Annotated in this window: 19 protein-coding genes and 1 pseudogene; 16 read left to right on the top strand and 4 right to left on the bottom strand. The window is 65.3% G+C overall.

Features of this window, described 5'->3' with window-relative positions:
* The first annotated feature begins 750 nt into the window (after positions 1-750).
* Positions 751-1,509: a hypothetical protein gene (locus HCA61_RS21945; RefSeq protein WP_169690307.1), complete on the top strand. Its 759-nt coding sequence runs from the start codon at positions 751-753 to the stop codon at positions 1,507-1,509.
* 130 nt (positions 1,510-1,639) lie between these two features.
* Here the strand turns inward: HCA61_RS21945 and HCA61_RS21940 are convergent, their stop codons facing one another.
* On the bottom strand, positions 1,640-2,101 hold the full coding sequence (locus HCA61_RS21940) for a hypothetical protein (protein WP_169690326.1): 462 nt from the start codon (positions 2,099-2,101) through the stop codon (positions 1,640-1,642).
* Between the two features lie 239 nt (positions 2,102-2,340).
* On the opposite strand from HCA61_RS21940, the gene HCA61_RS21935 reads away from it, so the two are divergent.
* The 12 genes from HCA61_RS21935 to HCA61_RS21880 all read left to right on the top strand — a co-directional run bounded on the left by HCA61_RS21935 (position 2,341) and on the right by HCA61_RS21880 (position 18,018).
* Entirely contained in the window at positions 2,341-2,955 is a 615-nt protein-coding gene (locus HCA61_RS21935; RefSeq protein WP_169690325.1) for a hypothetical protein, read from the top strand.
* Complete coding sequence (locus HCA61_RS21930; protein ID WP_169690324.1) at positions 2,952-4,922, top strand: hypothetical protein; 1,971 nt, start codon at positions 2,952-2,954, stop codon at positions 4,920-4,922. The genes HCA61_RS21935 and HCA61_RS21930 overlap by 4 nt, the downstream gene beginning before the upstream one ends.
* Positions 4,923-5,182: 260 nt before the next feature.
* On the top strand, positions 5,183-6,553 hold the full coding sequence (locus HCA61_RS21925) for a conjugal transfer protein (protein WP_169690323.1): 1,371 nt from the start codon (positions 5,183-5,185) through the stop codon (positions 6,551-6,553).
* A gap of 134 nt (positions 6,554-6,687) precedes the next feature.
* The gene (locus HCA61_RS21920; protein WP_169690322.1) at positions 6,688-7,029 is read left to right on the top strand and encodes a hypothetical protein; all 342 of its coding nucleotides are present in this window, start codon (positions 6,688-6,690) and stop codon (positions 7,027-7,029) included.
* Positions 7,030-7,038: 9 nt separating this feature from the next.
* Complete coding sequence (locus tag HCA61_RS21915; RefSeq protein ID WP_169690321.1) at positions 7,039-7,509, top strand: hypothetical protein; 471 nt, start codon at positions 7,039-7,041, stop codon at positions 7,507-7,509.
* Positions 7,510-7,515: 6 nt separating this feature from the next.
* Positions 7,516-10,620, top strand: a complete 3,105-nt coding sequence (locus tag HCA61_RS26905) for an ATP-binding protein (RefSeq protein ID WP_169690320.1) — start codon at positions 7,516-7,518, stop codon at positions 10,618-10,620.
* Positions 10,620-13,646, top strand: a complete 3,027-nt coding sequence (locus tag HCA61_RS21905) for a hypothetical protein (RefSeq protein ID WP_169690319.1) — start codon at positions 10,620-10,622, stop codon at positions 13,644-13,646. Before HCA61_RS26905 ends, HCA61_RS21905 begins: the two co-directional genes overlap by 1 nt.
* 68 nt (positions 13,647-13,714) lie before the next feature.
* A complete protein-coding gene (locus HCA61_RS21900; RefSeq protein WP_169690318.1) occupies positions 13,715-14,203 on the top strand; it encodes a hypothetical protein in 489 nt (162 codons plus the stop codon).
* Positions 14,204-14,342: 139 nt separating this feature from the next.
* The gene (locus HCA61_RS21895) at positions 14,343-14,627 is read left to right on the top strand and encodes a hypothetical protein (RefSeq protein ID WP_169690317.1); all 285 of its coding nucleotides are present in this window, start codon (positions 14,343-14,345) and stop codon (positions 14,625-14,627) included.
* Complete coding sequence (locus tag HCA61_RS21890; protein WP_138846066.1) at positions 14,624-15,202, top strand: hypothetical protein; 579 nt, start codon at positions 14,624-14,626, stop codon at positions 15,200-15,202. Before HCA61_RS21895 ends, HCA61_RS21890 begins: the two co-directional genes overlap by 4 nt.
* A gap of 3 nt (positions 15,203-15,205) precedes the next feature.
* Entirely contained in the window at positions 15,206-17,464 is a 2,259-nt protein-coding gene (locus HCA61_RS21885) for a peptidoglycan DD-metalloendopeptidase family protein (protein WP_169690316.1), read from the top strand.
* Positions 17,461-18,018, top strand: coding sequence for a hypothetical protein (locus HCA61_RS21880; protein WP_169690315.1), 558 nt, complete (start codon positions 17,461-17,463; stop codon positions 18,016-18,018). The genes HCA61_RS21885 and HCA61_RS21880 overlap by 4 nt, the downstream gene beginning before the upstream one ends.
* Positions 18,019-18,022: 4 nt before the next feature.
* Here the strand turns inward: HCA61_RS21880 and HCA61_RS21875 are convergent, their stop codons facing one another.
* The 3 genes from HCA61_RS21875 to HCA61_RS21865 all read right to left on the bottom strand — a co-directional run bounded on the left by HCA61_RS21875 (position 18,023) and on the right by HCA61_RS21865 (position 21,612).
* Entirely contained in the window at positions 18,023-18,967 is a 945-nt protein-coding gene (locus HCA61_RS21875; RefSeq protein ID WP_169690314.1) for a DUF4268 domain-containing protein, read from the bottom strand.
* 36 nt (positions 18,968-19,003) lie between these two features.
* Positions 19,004-20,986: an ArsR family transcriptional regulator gene (locus tag HCA61_RS26900; RefSeq protein WP_169690313.1), complete on the bottom strand. Its 1,983-nt coding sequence runs from the start codon at positions 20,984-20,986 to the stop codon at positions 19,004-19,006.
* A gap of 233 nt (positions 20,987-21,219) precedes the next feature.
* Complete coding sequence (locus tag HCA61_RS21865; protein WP_169690312.1) at positions 21,220-21,612, bottom strand: hypothetical protein; 393 nt, start codon at positions 21,610-21,612, stop codon at positions 21,220-21,222.
* Between the two features lie 105 nt (positions 21,613-21,717).
* Between HCA61_RS21865 and HCA61_RS21860 the strand changes: the two genes are divergently transcribed.
* The 3 genes and pseudogenes from HCA61_RS21860 to HCA61_RS21850 all read left to right on the top strand — a co-directional run bounded on the left by HCA61_RS21860 (position 21,718) and on the right by HCA61_RS21850 (position 25,785).
* Positions 21,718-23,043 (top strand): nuclease-related domain-containing protein, encoded by a 1,326-nt coding sequence (locus HCA61_RS21860; RefSeq protein WP_169690311.1) that lies wholly within the window; start codon positions 21,718-21,720, stop codon positions 23,041-23,043.
* 390 nt (positions 23,044-23,433) lie between these two features.
* Positions 23,434-24,828, top strand: a complete 1,395-nt coding sequence (locus HCA61_RS21855; protein ID WP_169690310.1) for an FAD-binding oxidoreductase — start codon at positions 23,434-23,436, stop codon at positions 24,826-24,828.
* A 26-nt stretch (positions 24,829-24,854) separates the two neighbouring features.
* A pseudogene (locus HCA61_RS21850) lies at positions 24,855-25,785 on the top strand (IS5 family transposase).
* The last annotated feature ends 70 nt before the right edge of the window (positions 25,786-25,855 follow it).

Below are 25,855 nucleotides of genomic sequence, written 5' to 3'. Positions count from 1 at the left end.
CGAATGGTGCTGAGCAGGGACGCGGGGTGTTTCAGTCCGTGGCGTGGTCGGCGCAGGCAGAGGGCGCAATCGTCCCTATTCCGTCACAGTGACGGTTTCAGCCTGAACTGACGTCGAGGCAGCCTTTCATCGAGCCAATCGGGGAGGGGCGGATGCATCGATTGACGCGAATCGAGGGGGAGAAAACGGACGGCGGGAGGGGTGTTGACCGCCGTCAACGAGCGCCCAACATGTGCCGGGATTGTCCGTATTTAGGCCGCACCCAGGTCACCGCAGGGGCCGAAAACACCTTCGCCAGCCACCGCTGGTGGACGCATTGATGATGGCGCTAACTGTCATTAGCGATAGTCGCACCACCAAAATGGGCCGTTACTCGAATTGACGGCCAGCGAGACCCTAAAAGCCCAGGTCACGGAACTTCACGAAACGAGCGGACTCCGCGCTCTCATCCGGCCGTCACAGACAACGACCTACCCCCCATTAGCTCATCTACCTGCACATTCACGCAAGCATTTCCATCACGACGACGAGCCATCTCCTGCTTTCAGGGGAGATCCGCTACGTTCTGCTACTTTCGTGACCTAGAGCCACGTTGCATGGCTGACCCCGACGCTGCCGACAGGTGCCCGCATCACCACCCCGGCCGCGCCTGAGGGCAAGGTCCACCGGATCTGCAACCCCTTGAAACCGTCACATGTCCGTGGCGGCGGATGCGGGGCCGCCGCGACGACCATGTGATCGGAGCCCGCCATGACGAAGAACTCGGCCCGCAAGAAAGCCGCCCGCGCCTATCAGGCCGCGCACCCCGAGACCACCTTCCCGGAAGCCATGCGCGCCGTTGCCCGCAGCGCAGACCCCACCTCTGCCGACGAGGAGACATCGCTCCTGCAGCCCGCCCAATCGGGTGTCGCCCCGAAGGCCCGGCACAAGGCGATCGAGGCCTTGACCGCACTTGCCCTCAGCACCCGAGAAGACGGCAGTGCCATCGATTTCGCCGACGAGCTCGCCGGCATCCTCGCCTCCGTCACCGCGAACGTCGGGTCGGTCGAGCGGCTGCTCATCGGGCGCACGGGCTCCTGGGAGTCTGGCCTCGTCGCCCAGCTCGTCAACGGAACCGTCATGGAAGAGGACCTTCCGCGACGGCGGACCGCGCCTGTCGGTGTGCTGCTGGACGTGGACCAGTACTGGTACAACTCAGGCCTCGAAGACGTCTACCTCGAGGACATCGACGCGATCGAACGACTCCTCAGCCACCACGCAGACGACCGAGAACGAGAACAGGCGCTTGTCGCCGAACTCGACACCATCGCCGAACTCGCCGACCGCATCGAACAGCTCGCTCATGCGCGGACCCCTCACCCGGTCGTGCCCGAACTCGGGGCACTGGTGGGGTCGATGAAGTACTCGCCGGAGGCCCTTGCAGCGCGCATCCGGGCTGCCGGGCGCAGCTATCGAGATCGGGCCGCGAGACGCTTGAGTTCTGGTGGTGGCACCTCCCGACGCCCATGATGAACAACTCCGGAACGGAGAAGTTCGGGTCGTGATGCGACCGCCGACAGGTCGGTGGCGCATAAAGCACGAGGTCCTCGAGATGACTGTCATCTCGAGGACCTCAGAACTATGGGACAGCCTGGGGCTGTCAGCAGGTCACCAAGAAGCGGAAGGTTGCATTTCCAGGACGTGCGGAATCTTCCCCGACCAACTGAAGCTGCACATCACCGGCACCGTCGAATTCGACTCCGTTCATCCCCCAAGTCACAGCCTCCGCGGGTATCGGATTCGTGACGGGCTGTATCTCCGGCGTCGTCACGACAACGGTCTCGGTTGCGGCGTCGATCTGGACCTGAATGCCCTCGGGGAATGCAACATTGGCCTTCAACGACGGCCCCGTTCCCTCGCAAGTCACAGAGCCCAGGGCGGGGGACAGGTTGTCGAACCCAACCTTTTCCCGTGCCCTGTTCCAATCCATTTCCATTTTCACGCGGCCATCGACCTGACCGATAGCACCCGAACGCGTCGGAGTGGCTGCCTGCGAACCGGTGCCAGATGCCGCTTCGCTGCCGTCATCGTCGGATGAACCGCATGCCGTGACACCGATCAAGCACAGCGCAGCGAGCGCGCTTCCTGCGTACGTCTTCATCCGGGTCACGACTGTTTCCCCAATCTTCCGCGTCCGCCGTACTTCGGCGGTCTTGGTTCGAAAGCTACCGGACGAGCCAGGCGGCCTCTCGGATGCAATACGACACCCGGCCGCGGCCGACGTCGGTCGACTCGCGCGCCGGGGCCTGGAGAAGGCGTTTCCGAGACTGCTTCCGACCGAATTCCGGTGAAGGGAGCACGATGTCCGATGAGGACGGCTACGACGAGGACCCTGGGTCGTCAGGGCGATCCAACGAAACGTCTGCGGGACTACCGATCGCAGCCCGCGTCCTGGCGGTGCTCGTTCCGATCGTCACGGTTCCGGCGACGATCGCAGTGACTGCGGTGTCATTGCTCGTCGTCGAGCGGCGACGAGTCCGCGGGCGGTGGTGGGCAGCCTGGGCGGCCCTGAGTTTCCTCCTCGGTGTCCTCATCTCCGGGTCGGTACTTGCCTGGGCGCTTCAGCCCCTCCGACTTCCCGCGTGGCTCATCACATCTTTGGCTGGCGCATCGCCGGCCGACGCGGCCTCCGGTGTCGACGGTGATGTGGGTGCCGCGCTGCGGGACGTCGTGACGGCGACGGCCGGTGCTGCGGTACTCGGGCAGCTCCTGTTCGCCTTTCCTGTCGGCTTCGCGGTCACCGCGGTGTTCACCCGGGTGCGCCGATTCAAGCGGGAGAAGCTCGGCGAGATCGAAGGACCCGAGTTCTCGAACTGGCGGCCTGTCGGCGTCCTTGATCGGATGCGTGCGCGCCGTGTCACCGAACAGATCCGCGCCGGCCATCACACCATCGCACCGACCGAGGTGACCTCATGACACTGAATCCGATCTCTTCCAAGACCACGGGGCTTCGCCGACGCGGTCACGATGCGGGGCAGGTTGCCGTCGGCATCGGCCGATACGGTCACCCCGCTGTATGCGACCTCGACACGTTGAAGCTGCCGGCGTTGGTGCTCGGCGGGCCCCGTACCGGCAAGACACGTCTCGCGAATTCGATGAATGCTCAGCAGGTTCGGGTGACCGGTGGCGGCGCGTGCATTATCGATTTCAAGGGCGGCGACGACATTCCCTCCTACTGGGCGGAGGTTGCGCAGCAGGAGAATCGGGCGTTCCATCACTTCACGCTGAACGAGAAGTCCTCCGGCGCCTACCGTCGCCCGCACCCGTACGCGCGCACCCAGCCCTCGTTCTACGACCCGCTGGTGCGCGGCAACGGTGACAGCAAGACCGCGATGCTCCTCAATTCGGTGGACCGTGACGGCGACGCGGCGGCATACCTGCGGACAGCCGAGGATGTCGTGATGTTGGCGTTCGACATCGCCGACCTGACCGGGTTCTCCGCCGGCAAGGGCGGGCTCGAGACGCTCACCGCGATCCTCGACCCGGCCGCCCTCGACAAGGCAGCCAACCAGCTGACGGTCGACGCGGTCCTCCGTGCGCATCCGTCGATGGCCGATGTCGATGCCCGACGCCGCGTCAACGATCTGCAGCAGCGGGTCGCGGAGATGGGGCAGAAGACCCGGGGGGCGGGCAATCTGCTGGCCGGGGCGATCGGGGACAGCCAGACGCTGATCTCGAAGTTCGCGAACTCGTCGGCGCTGGGAGGCCGACTGCGCCCGGGCCGCGACGCGACCGACACGATCGATCTCGTCCGGGCTGTGCTGCAGGGAGAGATTGTCGTGTTCTCGCTGCCGTCGAACGACTACCGGAGCCTGTCCATTCTGGTGTCGACGATGGTGCTGCTCGATCTGCAGAACACGACCTCGACGCTGCGGAAGAACATCGCGGATGTCCGGAGGCTGACCGGGGATTCCTCTCGCAAAGCTGACGCGACGCCGTGGAAGCCGTTCGTGGTGCAGGTCGAGGAGCTCGGGTCGGCGAAGTCGACGGCGGCCGCGGCCGCGTTGCTCGGGCTGCTCAACAAATCGTCGAACGAGGGCATCCGTGTGGTCCTCTCGTCGCAGGGCTGGGGTGACTTCGTCGCCGTCGACGGCACCGGAGTGTGGGCGAACCAGGTGCTCGAGCAGGTCTACAACCTCTTCTGTTTCCAGCTCGGATCCGACGCCGACGATCAGGCCGTCTGCGGATTCTCGGGACAGGTCGACAAACGCAAGCCACGGATGAAGCACGAGATCGACATCGGTGGCAGGTGGCGGCTGTGGGCTGGCGCCCGGTCGATGAACTCGGGCATGACCGATTCGGTCCGGGAGACTCGCATTCCCTTGGGAACGCTGCAGGAGCTGACCAAGGATGACGCCACTGACACCCGCGAGTTCATCTGGATCGCGAAGACGCCGACGCTGAGCGCGGTGCACACCGTCGACGAGGGGCCGAACATGTGGTTCGAGCCGCTGCGGTTGGTAACCGTGCTCGAACCTCCGAACCGGCACGATTTCTTCGGCGATCCAGCCACGGTGGAACAGGCCGAGGCCCTCCGTGACGAGGTGCTCGACAGGACATGGGAGCGGGTGCGGTCGGACGCGGTGCTCGGTCACGTGCTGTCGGCGGATGCCGCTTCGGTCGAGGAACTGACGCACGAGGCCGCGGCGGTTCCTGTGCTGACCGCCGCCGAGGATCCGTGGGCCGTCGCGGCGCCACCGCCAAGAAGGAGAGGGCAGCAGGTTCCAGAGCCCGTCTCCGGACGTCCGGGAGACCCCGACGTGCCATTGCCGCCAGACCCTGGTCCGGACCCCTGGGACGAGACGGACAGCGAGTGGGGGCTCGACCCCTGGGATAGCGACCCCGATCGCGGCCAGGCCGAGGTGGAGAAGCACGGAAGTTGAATGTGCCCGCGCAGTGAATTGACCACGCCGCCCGACGCCACCGATCTGTGAGGCCTTGAATGTCAGCTCCCACCCCGCCGCCCGGGTATCGGCCCGTGCACCCGTTTCCGCCGGCTCCGGGTTACACGCCCGCGCCGGCCGATCCGCCCGCCGCGTCGGCTCCTTCTGCTGTCACACCGACCATTCCTCCGGTCCCAGAACGCAGGCCGATGCCGCACGCACCGGTAGCTGCCCCCGGGACGTCTGGAGCTGCCCCTCGCATGCAGGAACGCCCGACCCGGCCGCGCCCAGCGCCGCCTCGGGCCCCGGCCGAGCCTCAACCCGAGCCTGCCTACACCGCTACGCCGGACACCCCGACCGCGAAAGACAAAAAGACCGGTAACAGCCTGCGCGGGCGAGCAACGGCCGCGTTCTCGGCCGTGCGCGGAGACCACGAGCCGGCGCCGATGTACGACGGCTCCGCCAATGACGACTTCGATGTCCCGCCGATCGGTGGGCGTCCGTCCCATACGAAGAGCCGACAGTGGGCGGTGCGGCTGGGTATCCCGGTGGGTGTCCTGCTGTTGGCGGCGGGCACCACGTTCACGGCGGGGGTGAACATCGGATCATCGCGTGTCCCGGCGCAGGGCGCGATTTCGCAGAACGAGGCGCTGCGGTTTCGTCTGTCGTCGTATCCCGTCGAGCAGGCAGCGGTGTTCGGTCAGCAGTACCTCAACATCTGCCTGACCCGTCCGGCTGCCTCCGACACTGCCGCGGTCCGCACCCGCGGTGAGGTGTTGGCTCGGATGGCGACGAGCGGCACCGAGTCGGGCTGTGGCTACTCCGGTACATCGACAGCAGAGGCGGAGAAGCCGGAAAGCATCGTCTTCACCGGACAGATCAGCTCGGTGCGCGAGGGCTACACCGAAGGGGCCGCAGCGTATTTGACGTACCAGGTGGCGTACGACGCGGAGAAGACGTTGGAAGCGGTCGTTCCGGTGTGGGTCAACGATCGCGCAGACCCGACGATGATGCGGGTCGTCGGCAATGTCGGTTTCATGCCGGCGCCCCGATTGGGTGCTCCTCCCGCCTACGCCGAGACCCGAGCCAAGGACGCCCAACTGGCGACGCAGCTGCGCGATCAGGTGCTGTCTCCGTTCATGCAGGCGTGGGGATCGTCGGATGCCCAGCAGCTCAATCTGACGTTGACCGAAGACGCATCGTTCGCGGCCCGTGCTGGACTGCGTGGCTTGCTGGTCAACCCCACCGTGGAGAAGGTGACTGTGTACACCGCCCGGACAGAGTCCGACGGCACCATCCACTACCAGTCCGGCGACGAGGTTGTCGCCGAGACCACCGTGGAGTGGACCAGCGCGATGAGCACGTCGAAGCAGGTTGGTACCTACCAGATCCGGCTGCGGTACGTGCAGGGGAAGTGGGCGGTCCTCGACGTCACGGGGTCCGCGTTGGATCCCTCTGGGGGACCGGTTCCGAACAGCGGCGCAGCCGCGTCGTCATCGGGTGCGGCCGACAGTTCCTCACGCAGTGGATCGTCGTCGCCCTCGTCTTCGTCTTCGTCTTCGACAACGCCTGTGCAGCCGACGCAGGCCGCGGCCGTTCCGTTCGATCCCGCACAGGTTCCCAGCGCGTAATCCCCAGGAAAGACCCTCGTAGAACGACAATTTCGGCGAACGTCCAGCTCAGGTGGAGAACCCATGCGAGATCGTGCAGTCGCCGCGACTGGCCCGCCTGGCGGGTGCGGCCCTCACTAGAAAGGAAGCACAGCATGTGGGATCAGGTTCTGGCGTTGACGGGAGACCCGTCGACCACTGTCGTCGCACAGCAAGGGTGGGACACGGTCAATAGCATCGGTGAGAACGTCCGCGACAATCTGCTCCTCATCGGCAGCACTCTGCTGACCGTCTTCGGGTCCATCCTCGCCGTGAAGATCGGTAGCTCCGGCAAGGGCAAGATGCGCGAACGCATCGGTGACGTCGGCGTGTGGGTCTTCGCCGGACTCTTCATCGGCATGGTCACCTTCATTCCGGGCCTCGCCGCCTCGCTCGGCAAGGAGACCGTCCAGTCCGGCACCACTGGTGGCGGGGTATCCGTGGTCGACGGACAGTAGGTCCTCGCGATGTCCGCCGGCGACAACTCTTCCCAAATCATCTCCCATGACTGGACCAACCTGTTCCGGCACCGGTCCCGTCAGTTCTCGATGGACGAGTTCCGTTTCACCCGTGGCGTGGACTGGGTCGGAGCAGGTGTCGCAGGCGGAACCGCGGTGTCCGTCAGCATCGGTATAGCACTGCTTCTGTGGCTGCTCGGAAGCGGCTGGTGGTGGATCGGACTGCTGGTCGGCGTCGTAGTCGGCAGCGTGGTCTACACGGTGGTGGCCAAGGACACCGAGGGTCGGGTCACGCCCCTCGAATCGACCACCCTGTGGGTCGACTACCACCTGTTCCAGCCCTCGATGCTGCAGGGCACCGGCAAGGACGAGTACCCGACCGATCTGCACTGGCAGGTGATCCTCTACCGCCCCGAGGACATGCCGGACTACAGCGACAGCTTTCCCGCACCCGCGCCCTACGGCACCTACCGGAAGTAGCCTCCCGTGACATACATCTTCATTGGCGTCCTCGTCATTTGCGGCGTCTACTTCGGCGCTCGGAAGGCCCAAGCGCGCAAGACCTCCGCACCAACAGGCCGCGCTCGACAGAAGAAGCTGACAACCGTGGCGGACCGGGAACGACTGCCATACCGATACGCGGACGATCTGATCTTCATCTCCGAGGACTCGGTGTGGACCGCGCTGCGCCTCGCAGGCACGACCGACGAGTTCCTCACAGCCGAGGAAAAGCAGGCCGCTGCCGAACTGGTGGCGCAGACATACAACACGCTGCTGGCCGTATTCAACGGCAAGTCAGTGCAGTGCCACGAGATCATCCGGTACCGGCCGACATCGGCCGAAGAGTGGGCCCGGGACTACCTCAAGACATCCTGGAACCCGTCGCGATTGATGCGCCAGCTTCTGCGCCACGTGTCGGCGTTGCTGTCCGAATCCACACCGGAGCGCCAGCGCTACCTGATGGTGCGGCTCGGCGAGTTCACCGGCGATACCGTTCCCGATCCGCTCAGCGCCATCGCGAATCGGGTCACCGCCGTCGCTGACGAACAGTTCCGAGCAGCGGACCTCGAGCCTTTCCGCGATCTCGCGATCCGGGTGCACCTGCAGCTCGCCACCTTCCGCGCAACACCGTGCACCCGCGGCGACCTAATCTGGCTGGTCCGAAAAACACTGTCCGGGCACCGCTTCCCGTCCGAACAGCCGATCCTGACATCAAAGCCACTGCGGACGAGTTTCTTCGACATGGCCGTGAACTTCCGCGGCCGCAATGGACAGGACTACGTCGAGATCATCGACACCGACCCGGATACCGGCGAAGAACGATCGACCTACACCGCAACCCTCGTCGTCGCCTCGTCCGCACCGATCCTCGAGTTCAACCCGGTCATGGCCTGGGGTCCAGCCCTCGCGCAGCTTCCGCGGCCGGTCGAGCTGTCGTGGCGCTACGAGCTGATCTCGGCAGCGGAGTTCAAGGACCGAGCCCTCAAGGTCGCCAAGAACATCAAGGATGAGGCCGACGACCGAGACAAGGCGCAGGCCTCGGAGGATCCGCGATTCGAGAACAAGTACGACCGGGCGCAGGCCCTATTCGAGGAGGCAAGTACCGCTCCGCAGCCCGCGATGATCGGCCGGCTGCGGCTGGTGCTCTCCGCCCCGACACCCAAGGAACTCGTCGCCGCAGAAGAAGATGTCCGCGCGATGATGGGCGACCTGGAAATGGTGCGCGTTCCCCGCGCCCAGTCCCACCTGCTCAAAGAGCAGCTGCCCGGAGACTACACGGGCAAGATCTTCGGCGGCCTCGTCGCCGCGCAGGGCGGTGGGGTGAAGATCGGCGAGCGCACCACCGATGTGTGGGCGCCGGCGGTGGCCCGCCTCGACTCGGACGACCAGGTCGGTGACGCGGTTGAGGCCAACCGGGGGAGGACCCGAGGCTGGCGAGGGTTCCCGGTCGGCTACACCTACACCAACGGCGCACCAGTCCACTTCGGGTTGCACGTGCAGGTTGCACGGGACCGCGGCGCAGGTATCGCGATCATCGGCGCATCGGGCGGCGGCAAGTCGACTCTCGCCCTGCTGCTGTACTTCTGGGAATCCGAGTCCGGCACCCAGTGCATGGTGCTCGACCCGAAGAACGACTTCGAGAAATTCACGTACTACATCGCGTTCGGCGATCAGGTGATGCAGCCGGGGTTCTCCGCCGACGCCGAAGCCGGCATTCTCGGCACCGAGGAGTCCCAGTTCCAGCCGGTCAACCCCGAGTTCTGGGCCGAGACCACGATCGTCAGCCTCGCCCGGGGCGCCGCTGGCCAATTGGATGCGTGGTCGCTGACCGACTCGTACGCCGAGGCCGACGAGCTCGCGCGCGGCCAGGTGGAGGTGCTGTTCACCGACAAGGACGACCGCACGATCGTCGAGCAGGCGTTGGCCGCGATGAAGGAAGCCTACGACGCCGAACAGGCCGGTGAGCCCATCCACGGCGACCCGATTATGCCGTCGATGGGGACCGTGGTTCGGTTCCTCGAGCAGAGCCGGGAGAAGTACCGGCCGATGGCAGAGGACGCGGACAACGCGAACGCCTTCAACGCGACCGAGAAGCTCGAACAGCTCGATCGAGTGATCAACCGGTTCAAGCGTGCCCGTGACACTCGATACGCCAAGCTGCTCGTCGGCAACGGCCAGCGAGTCGACCTCGGTGACATGACTCGTCGACGGGTCATCTTCACCCTCCACGGGTTTGCGCCGCCGAAGAAGCCGGACCAGCCCGAGACGTGGTCGGAGTCCGAGCGCAACGCAGCGGCCGCGATGTTCACTGTGCTCGATCTGGTGCAGAAGCTGTTCGACGACCGGCCGAAGCCAAATCCGGTGACGGGAGAGATGAAGACGCCGCCGCGTGCGCTGTTCGTCGACGAGGGGTACATGATCGCCCGGCAGCCAACCGGGCAGGGCATTCTCTCCCGCGGCCTGCGTCAGGGGCGCTCGCTCAACCTGGTGATCGTGTTCATCTCCCAGCAGCCCCGCGACGTGCAGGAGATCGAACAGCAGGCGAAGGACGCCGGTGAGGCAGATTCGAACCAGTTCGGCACCATCTTCATGTTCCGGCAGAAGTCCCCGGTCGAGGCTGCACGTGCGCTGGAGCTGCTGCGGGACACCAGCGGCGGGACCACGACCGAAACGGTCGCGCTGGCACGCAAGCTCCTGGAGGAAGGCAAGAGCGCTGGCGGTCAGCTTCGTGGTGGTCGGTGTGTGATGCGCGATGTCGACAACCGCGTCGCCACGGTGTCGGTGGACCAGATGTTCGCCGAGCTCGCCCGGGCGACCGAGACGAACCCGAATGATCGTCCTCGAGCGCAGAGCATCCCGATCAGTGGCAGTGGACGGGACTGGGACATCGACCCGACCACGATGCTCGAGGTCCGCACGGGTATTAGCGAAGCCAACATGCGCGGCGACTACACCGATGACCTCGAACTCGACGAGGACTGGCACGACTTCATCGCTCGCAACATCGACGAGCTCGAAGCGGCCAATGCCGCGGCCGCGGTGGCGGCGGAGGGCCTGTACACCGATTCCGGACTGGAGGATGCGCGGTGATGGCTACCCTTGCCCCTCAGCAGTTCTGGACCGGGCGCGGCTCGAGGTGGGGCCGCAAGTTCATGGACGTGCTTACGGAGCCGCGTCTGATGTTCCGTGGCGTTGCCGTGGTGTCTGCGCTGTTCCTAGCTGCTGGCATCCTGCAGGAGATTGGCGGCGTGTCGACCCTCGTGGTTGCCTCGATGCTGGCCGGGGTCGCCGGTCTGGTCGTCGCATGGCGGCGCAGCCCGGCACACGTCCTGGCGGCGGCCTCGACGGTGGTGTACGTAGGCGTGGTGGTCACGCTCGGTGCGGCATCGTCGTGGCTGACGATGGTCGAGGGCGGGTATGCGTACTTCACCGCCTACCTGACCGGGCTGCTGGCGCTCGCAGTGCTGGTGCTGCGCTCGCGACGAGTCGGCCTCTCGCCGGCACTCACCACCTTCCTGGCCCAGACTGCATTGATGGCCACCCTTCCCCTCCAGCTGTGGCTCTCGTCGGCCTCCGCTGCGATCGGCGGGCTGATCCTCGGAGTCGCGGTTGTGTGGTGGCGCCAGCGCCTCGCACCGCGACGAGAGCAGTCGAACCCGCGGACCCACCGCCTCGCAGGTCGGGTGTGGCAGGTGGTGACCTCGGTGGTGGCGACGTTGCTGGTCGCGGCCACAGTGATGCTCGGCTCGGCAGCACCGGCTGGAGCTTGGGGTTTCTCGTCGATCACGGACGCGATCACAGAGCCTGTCAAGGAAGCGATGTGCGGTATGACCGCACCCAACCTCGAGCAGCAGCCGGTGGGTTCCGGTCCGGAGGCATGGTTCTCGAACCTGAACCTGGCTGGTGCGGTCGATGCGGAAACAGGTCAGCGCTCGGACAATGCGAAGGACATTCGTCTCGCGGCCGGCGGCGACATGACGCAGTACACCCTTTACGAGATCTCCGGCCTGCGAGGCTTGGACTGGGTGAACTGGCAGTACTCGCCGGACGCCGACGGGCAGGCGAAGCCCGACCAGTGCTCGATTCCAGCGTGGATGTGGACGATGTCGGGTAACGCCATCTTCACCGTCAACCTCTACGTTCTGCAGGCGACCATCGCGCTCAAGGAACTCGCGCAAGCGAAGAACCCGGTCGCATGGCTGTACGACAAGTCGAATTCAGTAGTGGCGAACGTGTTCACCAATGTTGCGCTGCCGCTGATGGGTATTGCGATGACCTTGGCTGCGATCTCGATCGGAATGGCCGCGGTGCGGGGCGGTGGCCGCGACGCGATCGGGAAGGCTGTCGCATCCGTCGGCGTCATGATCCTGGCGGGAGCAATGTTCGGCGGCATCATTGCTGACAAGAACAGCGACCAGTCCCTGGGTGAACCGCAGGGGGCGGGGTTCTACGTCGTGGCTAGCACTCTCGATTCGATGATCGGGCAGTTGAATTCAGCGCTGACGACAGCGATATTGTCTGATCTCAGCGATGACAGCGGTGAAGAGTTTTGCCACGTCCCGCCGGGGAACGCCGAGGCTCTCGGGCAGCGAGTATCTTCCTGTGTACTCGCGGAAACGTTGGCGTACCGGCCGTGGGCGCTGGGACAGTTCGGTCCTTCGGGTGGACGTGCGATCAACGTTGACGAAGGCAAGCCCAACGCCGGATCCGGGCAGGCGGTGGAAGGTGTCCGATACGGGCAGGACGCAGCGACCAAGGGCGACGGCCTGCCGTGCTACATCAACCTCGACATGTGCCGCGATCTGCGAACCTACTTGATCGTGCAACAGGGCGGCCCGGCCATCGGCGATCTCGTCACCACATGCCTGAATGACAACAGTCCGAAGAACCTCGCTGATGCGCAGCAGTGCGTTCCCTATTTCGCAGCAGCGAAGGTCTTGGCTGATCGGGTCACCGCCGTGACGGACACTTCGAGCGGTGACACGGGACAGAGTGGCAGTTCTACCGCACTGGCCGGAGTAGATGCGAGCACGATGTACTCGGCGTTCACCGGCACCAATGGACTACAGCGGCTGACTCAGGCCGCGTCCTCTCTCGTCGCGACGCTGGTCATCGCGATCGCCCTCACGTCACTGTCGATCATCACGATGCTCTGGCACGTGATGCTGTTCGCGCTCTTCATGATCGGTGTCCTGGTCCTCTCCGCGTCAACGTTCTCGGGCAAGACGCAGATGGCCAAGGAATGGGTGTTCAACGTCCTGCACACGTTCAGCGCCCGGTTCGCCTACGGCCTGATCATGACCCTGATCATCTGGCTGATCTGCCTGGTGTTCCGCTCCGACAGCATCTACACCGGCATGAAGATCATCATCGTCGGCATGGTGCTGTTCGGGTTCTTCAAGCTGATCCGCAAGGTCGACGAGAAGATCCGACCGAAGCAGGGTTCACTGAACGTGAACATGGCCGACCAGGCACGCCGCGGGATGACCACGACGAAGGCCATGACCGCATATGCCGGATACAAGGGTGCACAGCGGCTTTCGCGCGTGCCGGGTGCGGTCGGTCGGGGAACCGGCTCCGTCGTACAGTCCAGCGGTCGTGCAGCGAAGTCCACGGTCCTCGCCAGCGGTCGAGCGATCCGAGGCGCCGCGGTGGGCGCGGTCAACACGCTCGGTGGCGAACACAAGGCCAACCTGGAGGCATCGAGGGCAATGGGCCGCAGCGGCACCCGTGTCATGGCGCGACGCCTGGTGACCGCGCCGGTCACCGGCACCGCTGGTGCAGTCCGTGGCGCGTACCAGGGTGTACGCGGTCGCACTCCCGTCTACGACGGTGACGGGACCAACCGCGGCGTTGATACCGCGAATCGTGGTGTACAGGCAACCGCTCGGGCAGCGAAAGAAGTTAAGTTCCAGGTCGCGTACCAGGCAACCCGTGCCCAGAACGCTGCTGGTCGAAAGATCAACCCGTCGCGACAGCTCCCCGAGTTCGAGCGGCAGCAGCGGCGTGAGAAGGCCCGCGCACAGTTTGAATCCGACCGGAATTCCGGTGCCGACCAGTGGCGCGGCGATCCCATCGGGGACAGCTGGGACGGCGATTGGTACGGCGATCGATGACCCGGAGAAGCGAAGTGACAGTGTCCAGCCCGACTTCGACCGATCACAGCACGACGCAAGGACAGCCCATGGATACCACGGCCAACGGCAACTCCCACCACACCGCCGAACTTTCAGACGCGTTCGAGGCGTTCGACGCCGCCGGATACGAGGAAGACGTGGTGTACGGCTACGACCCTCAGGTGCTGTACGACAACGAGACCGGCGAGGTTCGGATCCTCGTCGTCGTTCCAGTCGAGGGCGGTGGCGAGCAGCCGATCCACATTCCACTCGACGACGAGGGAATGGTCGCGGTCGTCAACGGACTCGCGGAAGCGCGTGGCGTGCAGCCGCGCACGTCCATTCCAGCACGCGGCCCGGTGACCGAGGATTACGACGCTCCCACCAACACGCCCAAACGGTCAGCGATCCGCCGAATGGTGGACCCGGCTGGTATCAGCAGGCTGACACCGGACGATCTTCCGCCGACGATCTTTGGGGTGCAGTCGAACAAGATGATCGCCTACATCCTCATCGGAGTGCTCGTCATCTCGTTCCTGCTGATGATCCTGCTCTAACCCTCCTGGCTCCTCCCTCAGACGGCCTCCACCAGACCCGGTGGGGGCCGTTTCGCGTTTCCGCTGGTCAGCAGCTGGTGGAGAACCCGTACGCAATCGTCTGTCCGACCGATCGACGTCGACGCAGGAAGGACCCGTCATGGATCTTGCTGACCGCACACGGCGGTGGGCTGGACAGGCCATCAACGAGGTCGGGGCCAGGCTCACCACCACCCGCGGTCGCCTGGTCCTCTGGGGAGTCGTTCTCGTTCTCTCGGCGTCGTTGTCCGAGACCGGATCACAGCGACTCGGCGACGGTGGCGTGCGCATGGCCGCCCTGATGCTCACGGTGATCGCCCTCGAGCTCACGGTTGCGGCGGTCCGCTGGCTGTGGCGCCGGTTCAAGCAGCGGCGTGCGCGTCACGCTGTCCGGAGCGGCCGATGAGTACGGCCAGCACGCGGACCGCGCTGGCCGCGATACTGCTCGCAGCAGCGGTCGCCCTCGCGGGATGCGGCGGTGACAGCCCATCTGCCCCGGCAACGCCGACTGTGCTCCCCGACGACCCGGGAAACATCGAGGTCACCCCGAAGCACACCTACGCAGAAGTGCCGGCAGCCGACGCTGAGGCATTCGCTATCGACTTCATCAAACTGTACGGCACGTTCAGCCCCGCCAACCCGGCGCCAGGGCGGACGTGGATGTCGTCGTGGCGGTCGCTTGCCATGCCGGAAGTATCCAGTCGGGCCGAGGCGGAATTCGACAGTATCTGGGGGTGGACCTGGGACCAGCAGGTTCAGGCGCAGGACGTGTTGCCGGCCGGGCCCGTTCAACTCGACGCAGACTTTGGGACGGTGACCGTCCGCATCCCGGCCCGCCGCTACGTGCTCGGGCTCCTCGCGCAGCACGTGGAGGACGGGCATTGGGAGAACCTGCATTTCGAGGTCGTCGTCGGGCCGAGGACTGTCGGGGAGGCCGACTCCGGTCTGGCGGTGTACCGCGTCGAGATGCGTGGTGCCTGACAGATGTGGGTTGTAGCAGGCAAGGTCGCCGCGAAGGCGGCCACCAATGCGGTCGCGAAGAAGGCCGCCGGAGGGCAGGCTCCGAAGAAGAAACGGTGGCCGCTCTACCTGTCGATTCTCGGTGCGATCGCCGCGTTCTTCGCAGTCCTGTTGCTGTTGGTCGGGAACATGATCACCGCATTCGTCGCGGCGATCACCGGAACCACCACAGTCGTCTCGACTGACTGCGGTGTCGACCGAGGGCGGGTGTCCGCGTTCGGTGCCGCCGGTGGATCGTTGTCCGGTGTCCGTGCCGGATCACTGGCCATCCCCATGGCCTCGGGTACCTACACGATCTCCTCCGGATGGGGGATGCGTGACGGTGGCATGCACAACGGCAGCGACTTCGCCGCCCCCGTCGGCACACCGATCTACGCCGCCGCCGACGGCGAGGTGACCGTCGCCGGTCCCGTCTCCGGATACGGCAACGCGATCATCGTCGAGCACAACCTCAACGGCCAACGGGTCGCCACGCTCTACGGGCACATGTTTGGCGACGGCGTGCTGGTGAAGGCCGGTGACCTCGTCCGCGGTGGACAGCACATCGCCAACGTCGGCAACGACGGCGACAGCTCCGGCCCCCACCTGCACTTCTCCCTGCATCCTGGCGGCTACGTCAACTACAACTCCGGTGTCGATCCGATGCCGTGGCTCACGCAAGACCTGCCCGCAGCCTCATCGCTGGCAGCTGCGCGTCCCGAGTACACGCCGATCGACCCGAGCACGTCGACCAGCGCCAATCCCTTCGACGCTCTCACCGCGCCGGCCGCCGAGATGGTCGCCTTGCCGGCCGAGAAGGGCACCGAGTCCGGGATGCAGGTCGACGGTGTGCGCGTCATGCGGGCCGCGTCGGCGAAGTTCCCCGCCGTCACGACGATCGGTGGCCTACGGCCCGGGGACCCGGGCGACCACGGGTCCGGTCGTGCCGTCGACATCATGGTCCCGGACTACAAGAGTCCCGAGGGGACCAAGCTCGGCGACGACATCGTCGCCTACTTCCAGGCGAACGCCGACGCCTTCCACGTCGACTACCTGATCTGGCAGCAACAACTGTGGCAGAACGGCTCCTGGTCTGTGATGGAAGACCGAGGATCGGACACCGAAAATCACTTCGATCACGTCCACGTCAGCGTCGCCGGTGGTGGAACCCCGAACGGCGACACACGCTACGGCACCGCGCCGGGCATCTCCCCGAATTCTCCACCCGCGATCCTCGCGGCCGACACGTCCACCTCCACCGCCGACTGCATCGAGCCACAGACCAGCGGTGGAGGCGGTCTCGCCGATGGCTCGGTGCCCGAGAAGTACCGGGCCGCGGTCATCGCCGCAGGCTCGATGTGTCCGGAGATCAAACCCCCGCTGATCGCCGCGCAGCTCGAGCAGGAATCCGGCTGGCAGGAAGGGGTCACCAGCGCGGGCGATGGCGTCAACTCCGGTGGCGCCCAAGGTATGGCCCAGTTCATGCCGGGCACGTGGGCAACGATGGGCGTCGACTCCGGCCTGGACAGAAGCGGACGGCCCGAGGGCCCGAACGCGCCGGACCCGTTCAATCCGTTCGACGCGATCGCCGCCCAGGGCAAGTACATGTGCTACATCGTCGACCAGCTCAAACCTCACGTGGCCAGCGAAAAGGTCAAGGGCGACATCGTCGATCTGGCATTGGCCGGCTACAACGCGGGTGAGGGTGCGGTGATCGAGTACGGGGGGATCCCACCGTTCGGGCAGACCCAGGCGTACGTTCCCGGCATTCGCGCCCGGATGGCGAAGTACGAGGCCAACATCGGGTCGTCCCCGGAAGTCCCGGGGGGAGGCCCGGCCATCACCGTCGCCGGCAGTCCCTTCGCGCGCGCGATGATCGAAGCCGCGTCACGTCAGCAGGGTCTGCCCTACGTGTGGGGTGGCGGTGGAGCTGACGGCCCCACTGCCGGTCAGGGCGCCGGCGAACTCGGCTTCGACTGTTCTGGGCTGGTGCTGTACGCCGTCGCGCAGGCATCCGGACAGCGGACGATCCTTCCTCGCACCACCTGGGGGCAGGTCGAGACCGGCACCGCGGTGTCCAAGGAGAACATTCAGCCTGGTGATGCGGTGTATTCCAACGGCACCGCGCATGTGGCCATCTGGCTCGGTGACGGAAAGGTCCTCGAGGCGCAGACTTTCGGGGTGCCCGTCGGCGTCCACCCATTCGACCTGAACAACGCCGAAAACATCAGGAGGTTCGGATGATCCGCCGTGCACTGACCAGTGTCACTGCCCTCGCGTTGGTCGCGGCCGTGATGGCCGGCTGCTCCTCGTCGAGCGAGGAGTCGACACCACAGCCCACCGAGACCGCGCCGACGAAGGTGCTGCCGTCGACCTTGCCGACACTCGACGCGTCGACCATCGACACCAGCGACCCGGATGCCGTGGCCATCGCGTTCGCTGAGACGTCGTACACGCTGTTACCGGGGGCCGATCCGGACATGAACGCTGGAATGGTCCGTGCTGCAGCGGTCCTGGATCCGAAGCTCGCCGAGGACATCCGCGGCCAGGTCGGGCGTTCCTCGCCGGGGTACGAGTGGAACCGGTGGGCGCAGGCGGGTGCGATGGTGGATGCCACTGCGGCGATCGACACGCAAGAGGTGCCGCCGCAGACTGCTCTCGAGGCGTACCGGATGGTGCGGGTGACGCAGACGGTAGAGAACTCGACGCGGTTCATTGCGCGACGACAGCTAGTGCTGCTGTTGACCCTGGTCAACATCGACGGCGAGTGGAAAGTCTCGCGTCTGACCCAGCTCTGAGCTGTTACCTCAGATCCACGCGTGTCAGGACTTCTCGGAGGCGCTCTTGATTGGTGATGAGCCATTCGGCCATCTCGTCCCACCGGTCGCGGTCGTTGATGTCGTTGAACGGCGAGGAAACGATGATCCGAGCGGCCTTGTTGTCCGGCATCGGATCCCATGTCACCTCGGCGTTGACCAGCGAGTCGACGATGTGGCGATGCTCGACCAGGATGGCGTACCGGCGCTCGTTCTCCTCGGCGTTGGCCGAGAAGTACACCTGATGTGTAAGGACTCCGTTGAACCAACTCATCAGCAGCTGAACGTTGCTGATACCCGTGCCTATGGGTTGCCAGGGTTTGTTCAAGCCGGTGGCGTTCGTCCAAGACGGATACCGGTCCCGAATCCGGTCGAGGACAACCGCCCAGAATTCGCGGTACACCACAGCCGACGCGGACTCACCTGTCGAGGTCGCCGCCTTCTTCACTGTCTTCTCCCAGTCGTTCGGTTTGACGACCAGTTCGAAGTTCGGGGCGACGGGGGAGTCGCCGATCCGCACCACACGGATCTCTACACCGAAGAATCTGGTGTCCTCGTCGGTGCGATGATTGAGCCATTCCAGTGCCGCCCGGTGCTCCTCACGGAACCCCGTGGTCACCCACACAATTGTGCTTGGGTTCGTGCCGGCCGCGTACGTGATGATCTGGCCGAGATGCTGATGATCCGAACGCCCGAGCTGGTTTTCGACGATCACCTTCCGGTCCGTTCCCTGATCCCGGCCGATCAAGTCCAGGCGGAACCCCCCGACTCGGTGCTCTGCTGCTTCGAGAACGAGATCGTCAATACCGAGCAGCTCCGCGAGAACATCCGCGTTCTCCAGCAACCAAGGCGTGAAGTGCAATGCCTCGTCCGGCCACACCGTACGGGGCGCAACCGAGGTCAACCGTGTCAACTCAAAGCCGCCTGTCATCGCTGCTTCCCTCCACTCCGGTCATCCGCTCGCAGCTTATGCAGCCAGGGCCACAGCACGGGACAAAGACGCCAGCACCCGACCGAGTGCTCCAGCAAAGTCCGCCCGACCATCCTTGCCCGTCGGGAAACGGCCACGGAGCAGAGGGAGCGGGTGCTCGGCACGGACCGGCTTCCGGCTCCGCGGTGCTCGTCGCCACGCCAACTCTCGTTGCCACCACTCCCACATCAGCGATTCTGCGGTGTACAGCCTCTGACGTGCTTCGATCACGCCCGCCACGCCCAGCTTCACAGCGGCAGCAGCCATAGCCGAGACCACCTTCTTCACAGCCCGACCGCACCGAGTGACAAGTCCGAGGTCCTGCAGGAGCCGCAGATGCCGAGTGACCGTCGCTGCGGGGAGGCCCGTCGCCTGAGAGAGCGAGGAGGTGCTGTGGTGGCCCGAGAGGAGGGCGCGGTGGGTGGCACCGCAGGCGCCGCCGAGGCCGGTGCTGGTCCAGAGGTCGTGGCGGGCGTGGAGCAGGGTCTGGTGGAGGCGGGTGCCCAGGAGGGGATCGGGGGCGGGTACCCCTTGTGATTCAGTTCTAACCTCAACGGCAGGAAGGTCCAACCGATACCGATCGGATCGCGTTCCCCGGCAGGTATCTACTCGGGTGATCCATCCGTTCTCCCGCAGCCAACTCAGCGCCCTCGACGCAGTCGGCTGCGTGACCCCCGCAGTCAGGGCCAGACGTCGCTGATCGATGTCGAACTCTGTCCGTCCGGTCTCCCACGCAATCAGGCACAGTGCATCGAGAACACATCGTCTGTGGACTCCGGCGTTGCCGCTCCACTGTGTGGGGTCGGTACCGGCGGCGTGCTGAATCTGGTGGGCGCGAAACCTGCCGCCCTTGTCGGTGGTTGTCTCCGCGCGACAGGGGTGCTTCTGGGTCCATCGGTTCCAGGCTGCCAAGGCACGGTCCCACTGGCGCAGCGCGAACCGATCGATGTCGGGGCGTTGAACGCGGCCGGTACCGCCGTAGCGACCGGTGCGGAGATACTCGAGGGCGGGTGCGGTACGCGCGGCGGAGAGGACATCGTCGGTGCGCCATCCGTTGGCGGCCATGCGCAACAGGGCAGAGAACGCAGGGCCACTGTGGTCGTCTCGTGGGCGGATGGGGGTCGACAGCGCGGCGTGGAGCGCGGCGTGGCGGGGGTCGTCTTCGAGGTTGCAGCGGATGGCGGGGGCCCGGGTTTCGACGATGGTCGGGCCGGTGAGGACTTCCAGGCGCGGGGACTTGCGGGGTGTGCGGGGCTTCGGCTGCGGCGTCGGCTCGGTGGTGCCGGCGGTGTTGAGGACCGTCAGCATCATGGTCAGATGCTTGGAGAGCCGGCGCAGGTCGAGCATGGTCGCGCCGAGGGACAGTGCGGCGAGCGCTTCGTTGGGGTCACCGTCGGGATCGGGCAGTACGGGGGTGGAGCATGTGCCGCTGCGGTGAGCGGAGGCCGGGAGACGGACGCAGCCGGTTCGCGGGTTGGTCAGGGGCGACAGGTCGAGGCTGCTGTGGAGCTGTTTGGTCAGGCGGGCGAGGGAGCGCACCGCTCCGGCGGCTACCGGCTCGGCCATGCGGATCCAGACGTGGCGGCCCCATTGGCTGCCGGAGGCTGTCACCAAGTGTGGGATGTTCAGCGACCGCAGTGTCGAGGTGAAGGCGAGTGCGTCAGCAATGGAGTCGGCGAGTCCGATCGATGGTGTTTGGGTCGAGTCGAAGTCGAACGCGAGGAAGCGATAGGTGCCGTGGGGGTCGGCGAGGTACATCGCGACGGGGAAGTCCGGTAGGTCGGCCGGAAATGGCGCGTCGGTGTAGGTGTGGGTGCGCGCGGTGTCGACTCGGGCGGAGGGTCGCGGGGACCATTCGTGAAACGCCTGGTAGTAGGTGTGGCGCCAGTTGTGGTCCGTGACAGTTGTGACAGCGTCGTTGTGTGTTGCCGATGGATCAGCGCATAGATGTGCGCTACCATCGAACTGTCCTGCTAGCACAGGAAAGCTCCTCATTGGTTCGGAGCCGCGGATCAGCAGAGCTGGTAACTCTGCCCCGCACATGAACACTGGTTCGGTGAGTTGGCGCTCACCGAGCAGCTACAGAAGCCCCGCTTGTGCGGGGTTTAGCTGTTTCTAGGGGTGGTTAGTTCCTAAACATGTACGTCCACGGCTGATGAAGTTGTTCATGGGCCTGACGCCGGTTGGCTGGTAAGGCCGCCCGGCGTGTGGCGTTAGCCGGTCATCAGCAGCTGGCTCCTCTCGGGCATCAGGTGCCCTAGGCCTACGCGGTGGGCAAGCAGAGAGGCGACGACGTCGGGGCGACGAAGAGCTGCCTCGGCCGCGAACTCGTCAAGGACCGGGACGAGTTCCTTGGGCACGCGAATCGCGAGTGTCCCTGTCCCCTCCGATTCATGGGCCACCGATGGGATGACTTCTGCGAAGTCGAACATCGGCTCACCGTGAAGAACGAGGTCAGGGCGACCGGCGGTTTCGGAGAGCAAGTCAGCGACTGCTCTGCTTACAGGCAGACCACGTCGCTCCGCATAGGTAGCGAGAGCATCGACGACGGCCTGGGGCGCGTGGAAACGAATCTGCGTTCGTTCGCCGAGGTGTGGTTGAGCCATGGCGGTCATTAAACACGCATAACTGTTACGGAGTTGCACGACACGCCGCACTTGTAACAGTTACGGCTGAAACACCCGGCGAAGCGTCTCCGTACCTTCACCGACATGAGCACACCAGACGCCCACTCCGTCGGCGGCGACAACCCCGCCCTCGCCGGGCAGTCCCTCCGCAACCGCTCGCGCGCGCAACGCCGCGCCCTGCGCACCATGACCGGTCAGCTCATAGTCACCGCCAGCGCGATCACCGCGACGGTCACCACCATCGCTCTGCTGTTCGTGCTCCCGCTCATGGACGCCCTCGCCGTGGGCACCTACAGCGCCGCGGCACTCGCCGCCGCCTACGCACTCATCACCTTCCCACGCCGCGCCGCAGCAGTCGGCTTCGCGTTCGTCGCAGCCGCGCTGGTCTTCACTATTGGTCAGATCTACGAGCTCGGGGCCGCTGCATCCTGGGCCGCCGCCCTTGCATGCGCCGTCACCTCGGTGGCCGTGTTCTCGACCCGTCGCACCACCCGAACCCCGTACCTCCCCACCGTCGCAGTCTTGACCGTCATCGTCACGGCCTTCTGGGCGACGGCCGCCCTCGGTCTACCGCGTTGGCTGTGGGTAGCACCCGCCCTCGTCACGAGCCTGGTGGCTGTCGGGTGGCGCGCTGCGTGGCCGATCACCTGGCGGGCACGCAGCGCGGGTTGGCGCTCGAAGATCCGGTACCGCACCGGCGCACCGCTTGCCGAGCGCCCGGACGGGGACGGCCGGTGGATGGCCGAGGAGTACCTCGAGTTCGGCGCTGACGCCGAACGCATCACCGCTCACATGTTGACCGGCCTCGATGACCGCTGGCACGTGCTGCACTCTCGGGCACTGCACTACACGGCGGCGGATGCGGACCACATCGTGATCGGCCCAGCTGGTGTCCTGCTCATCGACAGCAAGTACCGGTCAGGGAACTTCGAAGCCCGCCCCTGGGTTACCGAAGATGGCACCGCCGGCAGCGACTGGTTCTACAACGGCCAGGTGCTCGACGCCAGCCTCGCGCAGTCGGCGATCTTCGAAGCTGACCGCATCGCGTGGGCCTTCCACGCCGATGGCCTCGATCGCCAAGCGGTCCCGATCGTCCTCGCCATCCACGGCGCCCGCATGAATGTGCCCTGGGGGGAGTGGACGATCGAGCTGCTCGGTGACCCAGTTGACGATGACTCCGAGGCGCCGATGGTCGGCACCCGGCTCGTCACGCTCGTCGACGCGACCCACCTGGTCGACTACCTGACGTCACTGCCGGCCCGACGGTTCACCACGCCGACGAAGCACGAACGCGCCACTGGAAGACGAGAATCACTGACACCTCGGCAGGTTGAGGAGCGCGCACAGCGGCGCTACGTTCGCGACCTCGCAGCGGTATGCGAGCACGTGTTCGTGCCGGTGCCACAGTGACCGGAAACTGCAGCCTCCACCGAAACCCCCACAACGCTTAGTCCATGATGACCGGCACAACTGTTTATGCCCCCTAGCGAAGGATGGCCTGTGTCGACGAATCAGGTAGAGGAAACCCAGCCCGGAACCGGCGACACAGACGATGTCACAAGTACTCCGGACGACCAAACCGAAACGAGTACTCCGGACCTCAACCCGTCGCCGGCACCCACTCCAGCAGACGAACCGAACCCTCCAGCAGAACGTCCCTTTAGGGCGTGTCTCCTATAGCTAAGCGGTGATTGGCGGCACCGGAGTCTCATTTTCGGCGCTTCGCCGAAGTGGATCGCGCCCATACATCCTCGGACGAAGGGTGTTCAGGGTGCCTGACTGCGTGACTATCCTGTCGGGATGACTGCAAAGACCGAGTTCACAACCGAAAGGCGATCTCTAAGCGGATGGGGTAGAAGCGCAGCTACCACGGCAGATGTGCTGTCCACCCCAGACCTTGAAGTAATCGCCCAAGCAGTGCGGCAAGCTGGCCCCCGCGGAATAATTGCCCGTGGACTGGGGCGCAGCTACGGCGACCCGGCGCAAAATGCGGGCGGACTCGTTGTCGATATGACGGCGCTGCATCGCATTCACCACATCGACCCTGACACCGGGGTCGTTGATCTCGACGCGGGAGTCAGCCTGGACAGTCTGATGCGCGCAGCGCTCCCTTATGGCCTGTGGGTCCCAGTACTGCCTGGGACCCGGCAGGTGACGATCGGTGGCGCGATTGGCGCCGACATTCACGGTAAGAACCACCACTCGCACGGCAGCTTTGGCAATCACGTTGAATCTATCGACCTGCTCACCGCTGACGGATCCGTCCGCACACTAACCCCCTCCGGCGAGGATCGTGACCTGTTCTGGGCGACCGTCGGCGGAATGGGACTAACCGGCATCGTGGTCCGGGCACGCGTGCGGATGAAGCACACCGAGACTGCATATTTCATTGCTGACCACGACCGCACGAGCAACCTCGACGAGACGATGGAACTGCTAACCGGCGGTTCCGACGACGGCTACGACTACTCGATGTCAGTGCCAGATACGATCTCGACCGGCTCAAAACTGGGTCGCGCCGGCTTCACCCGCGGGTCGCTGGCCACCCGTGACCAGCTTCCACCCAAGCTTCGCCGGGACCCCCTGCGATTCAACGCACCGCAACTGTTCACCGTTCCGGACATTTTCCCAAGCGGAATGGTCAACAGGTTCACAACGAGAGTCGCCGCCGAGGCCGCGTATCGCATGTACCCGAAACAGGGTCGAGGAACCATCCAGAATTTGACGCAGTTCTACCATCCACTGGACCTCCTCGGAGAATGGAACAGGGCCTACGGGCCGAATGGGTTTCTGCAGTACCAGTTCTCCGTTCCGTTCGGCGCCGAACAGCAGCTGGCTGCCATCGTCCAAGCGATCGCCGAGTCCGGCCATAGGTCGTTCCTGAACGTGTTCAAGCGCATGGGCGAAGGCAATCCTGCGCCGTTGTCCTGGCCGCAGCCGGGGTACATGCTTAGTCTCGACTTCCCCATAAAGGATGGATTAGCCCGGTTCTGCGATGAGCTCGACGAGCGTGTCCTAGCGCTCGGCGGCCGGCTCTACTTCGCTAAAGACTCACGAACCACCCCCGAGAGCATCGCCGCAATGTATCCGCGGCTCAAGGAATGGCAGACCACACGGGATCGAATCGACCCAGATGGGGTCTTTGTCTCCGACCTGGCTCGCCGACTTCGCTTAGGGCGCGCCTCCTACACCTGACTGGCGACTCGCGAGACGGTGCCCGAATGGCACAGACGAAGTCGAGGTTTCGCCAGTTCACCGACGAGCAGTGGCAGCGGATCGAGCACCTGCTGCCCTCCAACTCTGGGCGGCAGGGGCATCCGTTTCGTGACAACCGCAAGGTTGTCGAGGGCATCATCTACCGCTACCGAGCAGGCATTCCCTGGCGAGACCTGCCGCGCGAGGAGTTCGGCCCGTGGCAGACCGTGTGGAAGCGCCACGCACGGTACGCCGAGGACGGCACCTGGGACCGGGTCCTGCAGACGATCCTCGCCGACGCCGACGCGGCCGGGTTGATCGACTGGAACGTCTCGGTCGATGCCACCATCTGTCGCGCTCATCAGCACGGCACGAATACGACCCGCCCCGAACAGGACACAGGGGGCTCGATCGAATCACAGGAATCGCCCCGCCGCAGAGTGTGAACCTGCAGGTCACGGTATCGGCAGGTCGCATGGCGGGTTGACGACCAAGATCCACAGTGCCGTCGACGGCCGCGGTCGGCCGCTGGCGAATGTGATCACCGGCGGGCAGCGCAATGACGGCGCGATGCTCGCCGAAGTCCTGGCCGACATCCACGTTCCCCGCCAAGGCCGAGGCCGTCCTCGCACCCGCCCGGACGCGGTGATCGCCGACAAGGCGTACTCGGCTGGCACGATCCGACGCCAGCTCCGCAGCAGGGGCATCGCCGCCGTGATCCCGGAAAAGAGCGACACGATCGCCGCCCGCGGACGCCGAGGCAGCCACGGTGGCAGACCCCCGAAACTCGACACTGATCTCTACAAAGGGCGAAACGTCGTCGAGCGTTCCTTCGCTATGGCCAAGCAGTGGCGAGCCCTGGCGACCCGTTACGACAAACTCGCGATCACCTACCGCGCCGCCGTCACCCTCTGCGCGATCCTGGCCTGGGTGCGCCTAATGGGAGACACGCCCTAGTAGGACTTTGTTAGGTCGGGAAGGTGTGGTGGCAGGTCGGGCAGGTACCGATCCAATAGGCCAGTGCGCG

It is taken from the genome of Rhodococcus sp. HNM0563, from assembly GCF_012726195.1.
Lineage (GTDB): Bacteria > Actinomycetota > Actinomycetes > Mycobacteriales > Mycobacteriaceae > Rhodococcus.
The sequence above is the reverse complement of the archived record's forward strand: the minus strand, read 5'-3'. Positions and strand labels throughout refer to the sequence as shown.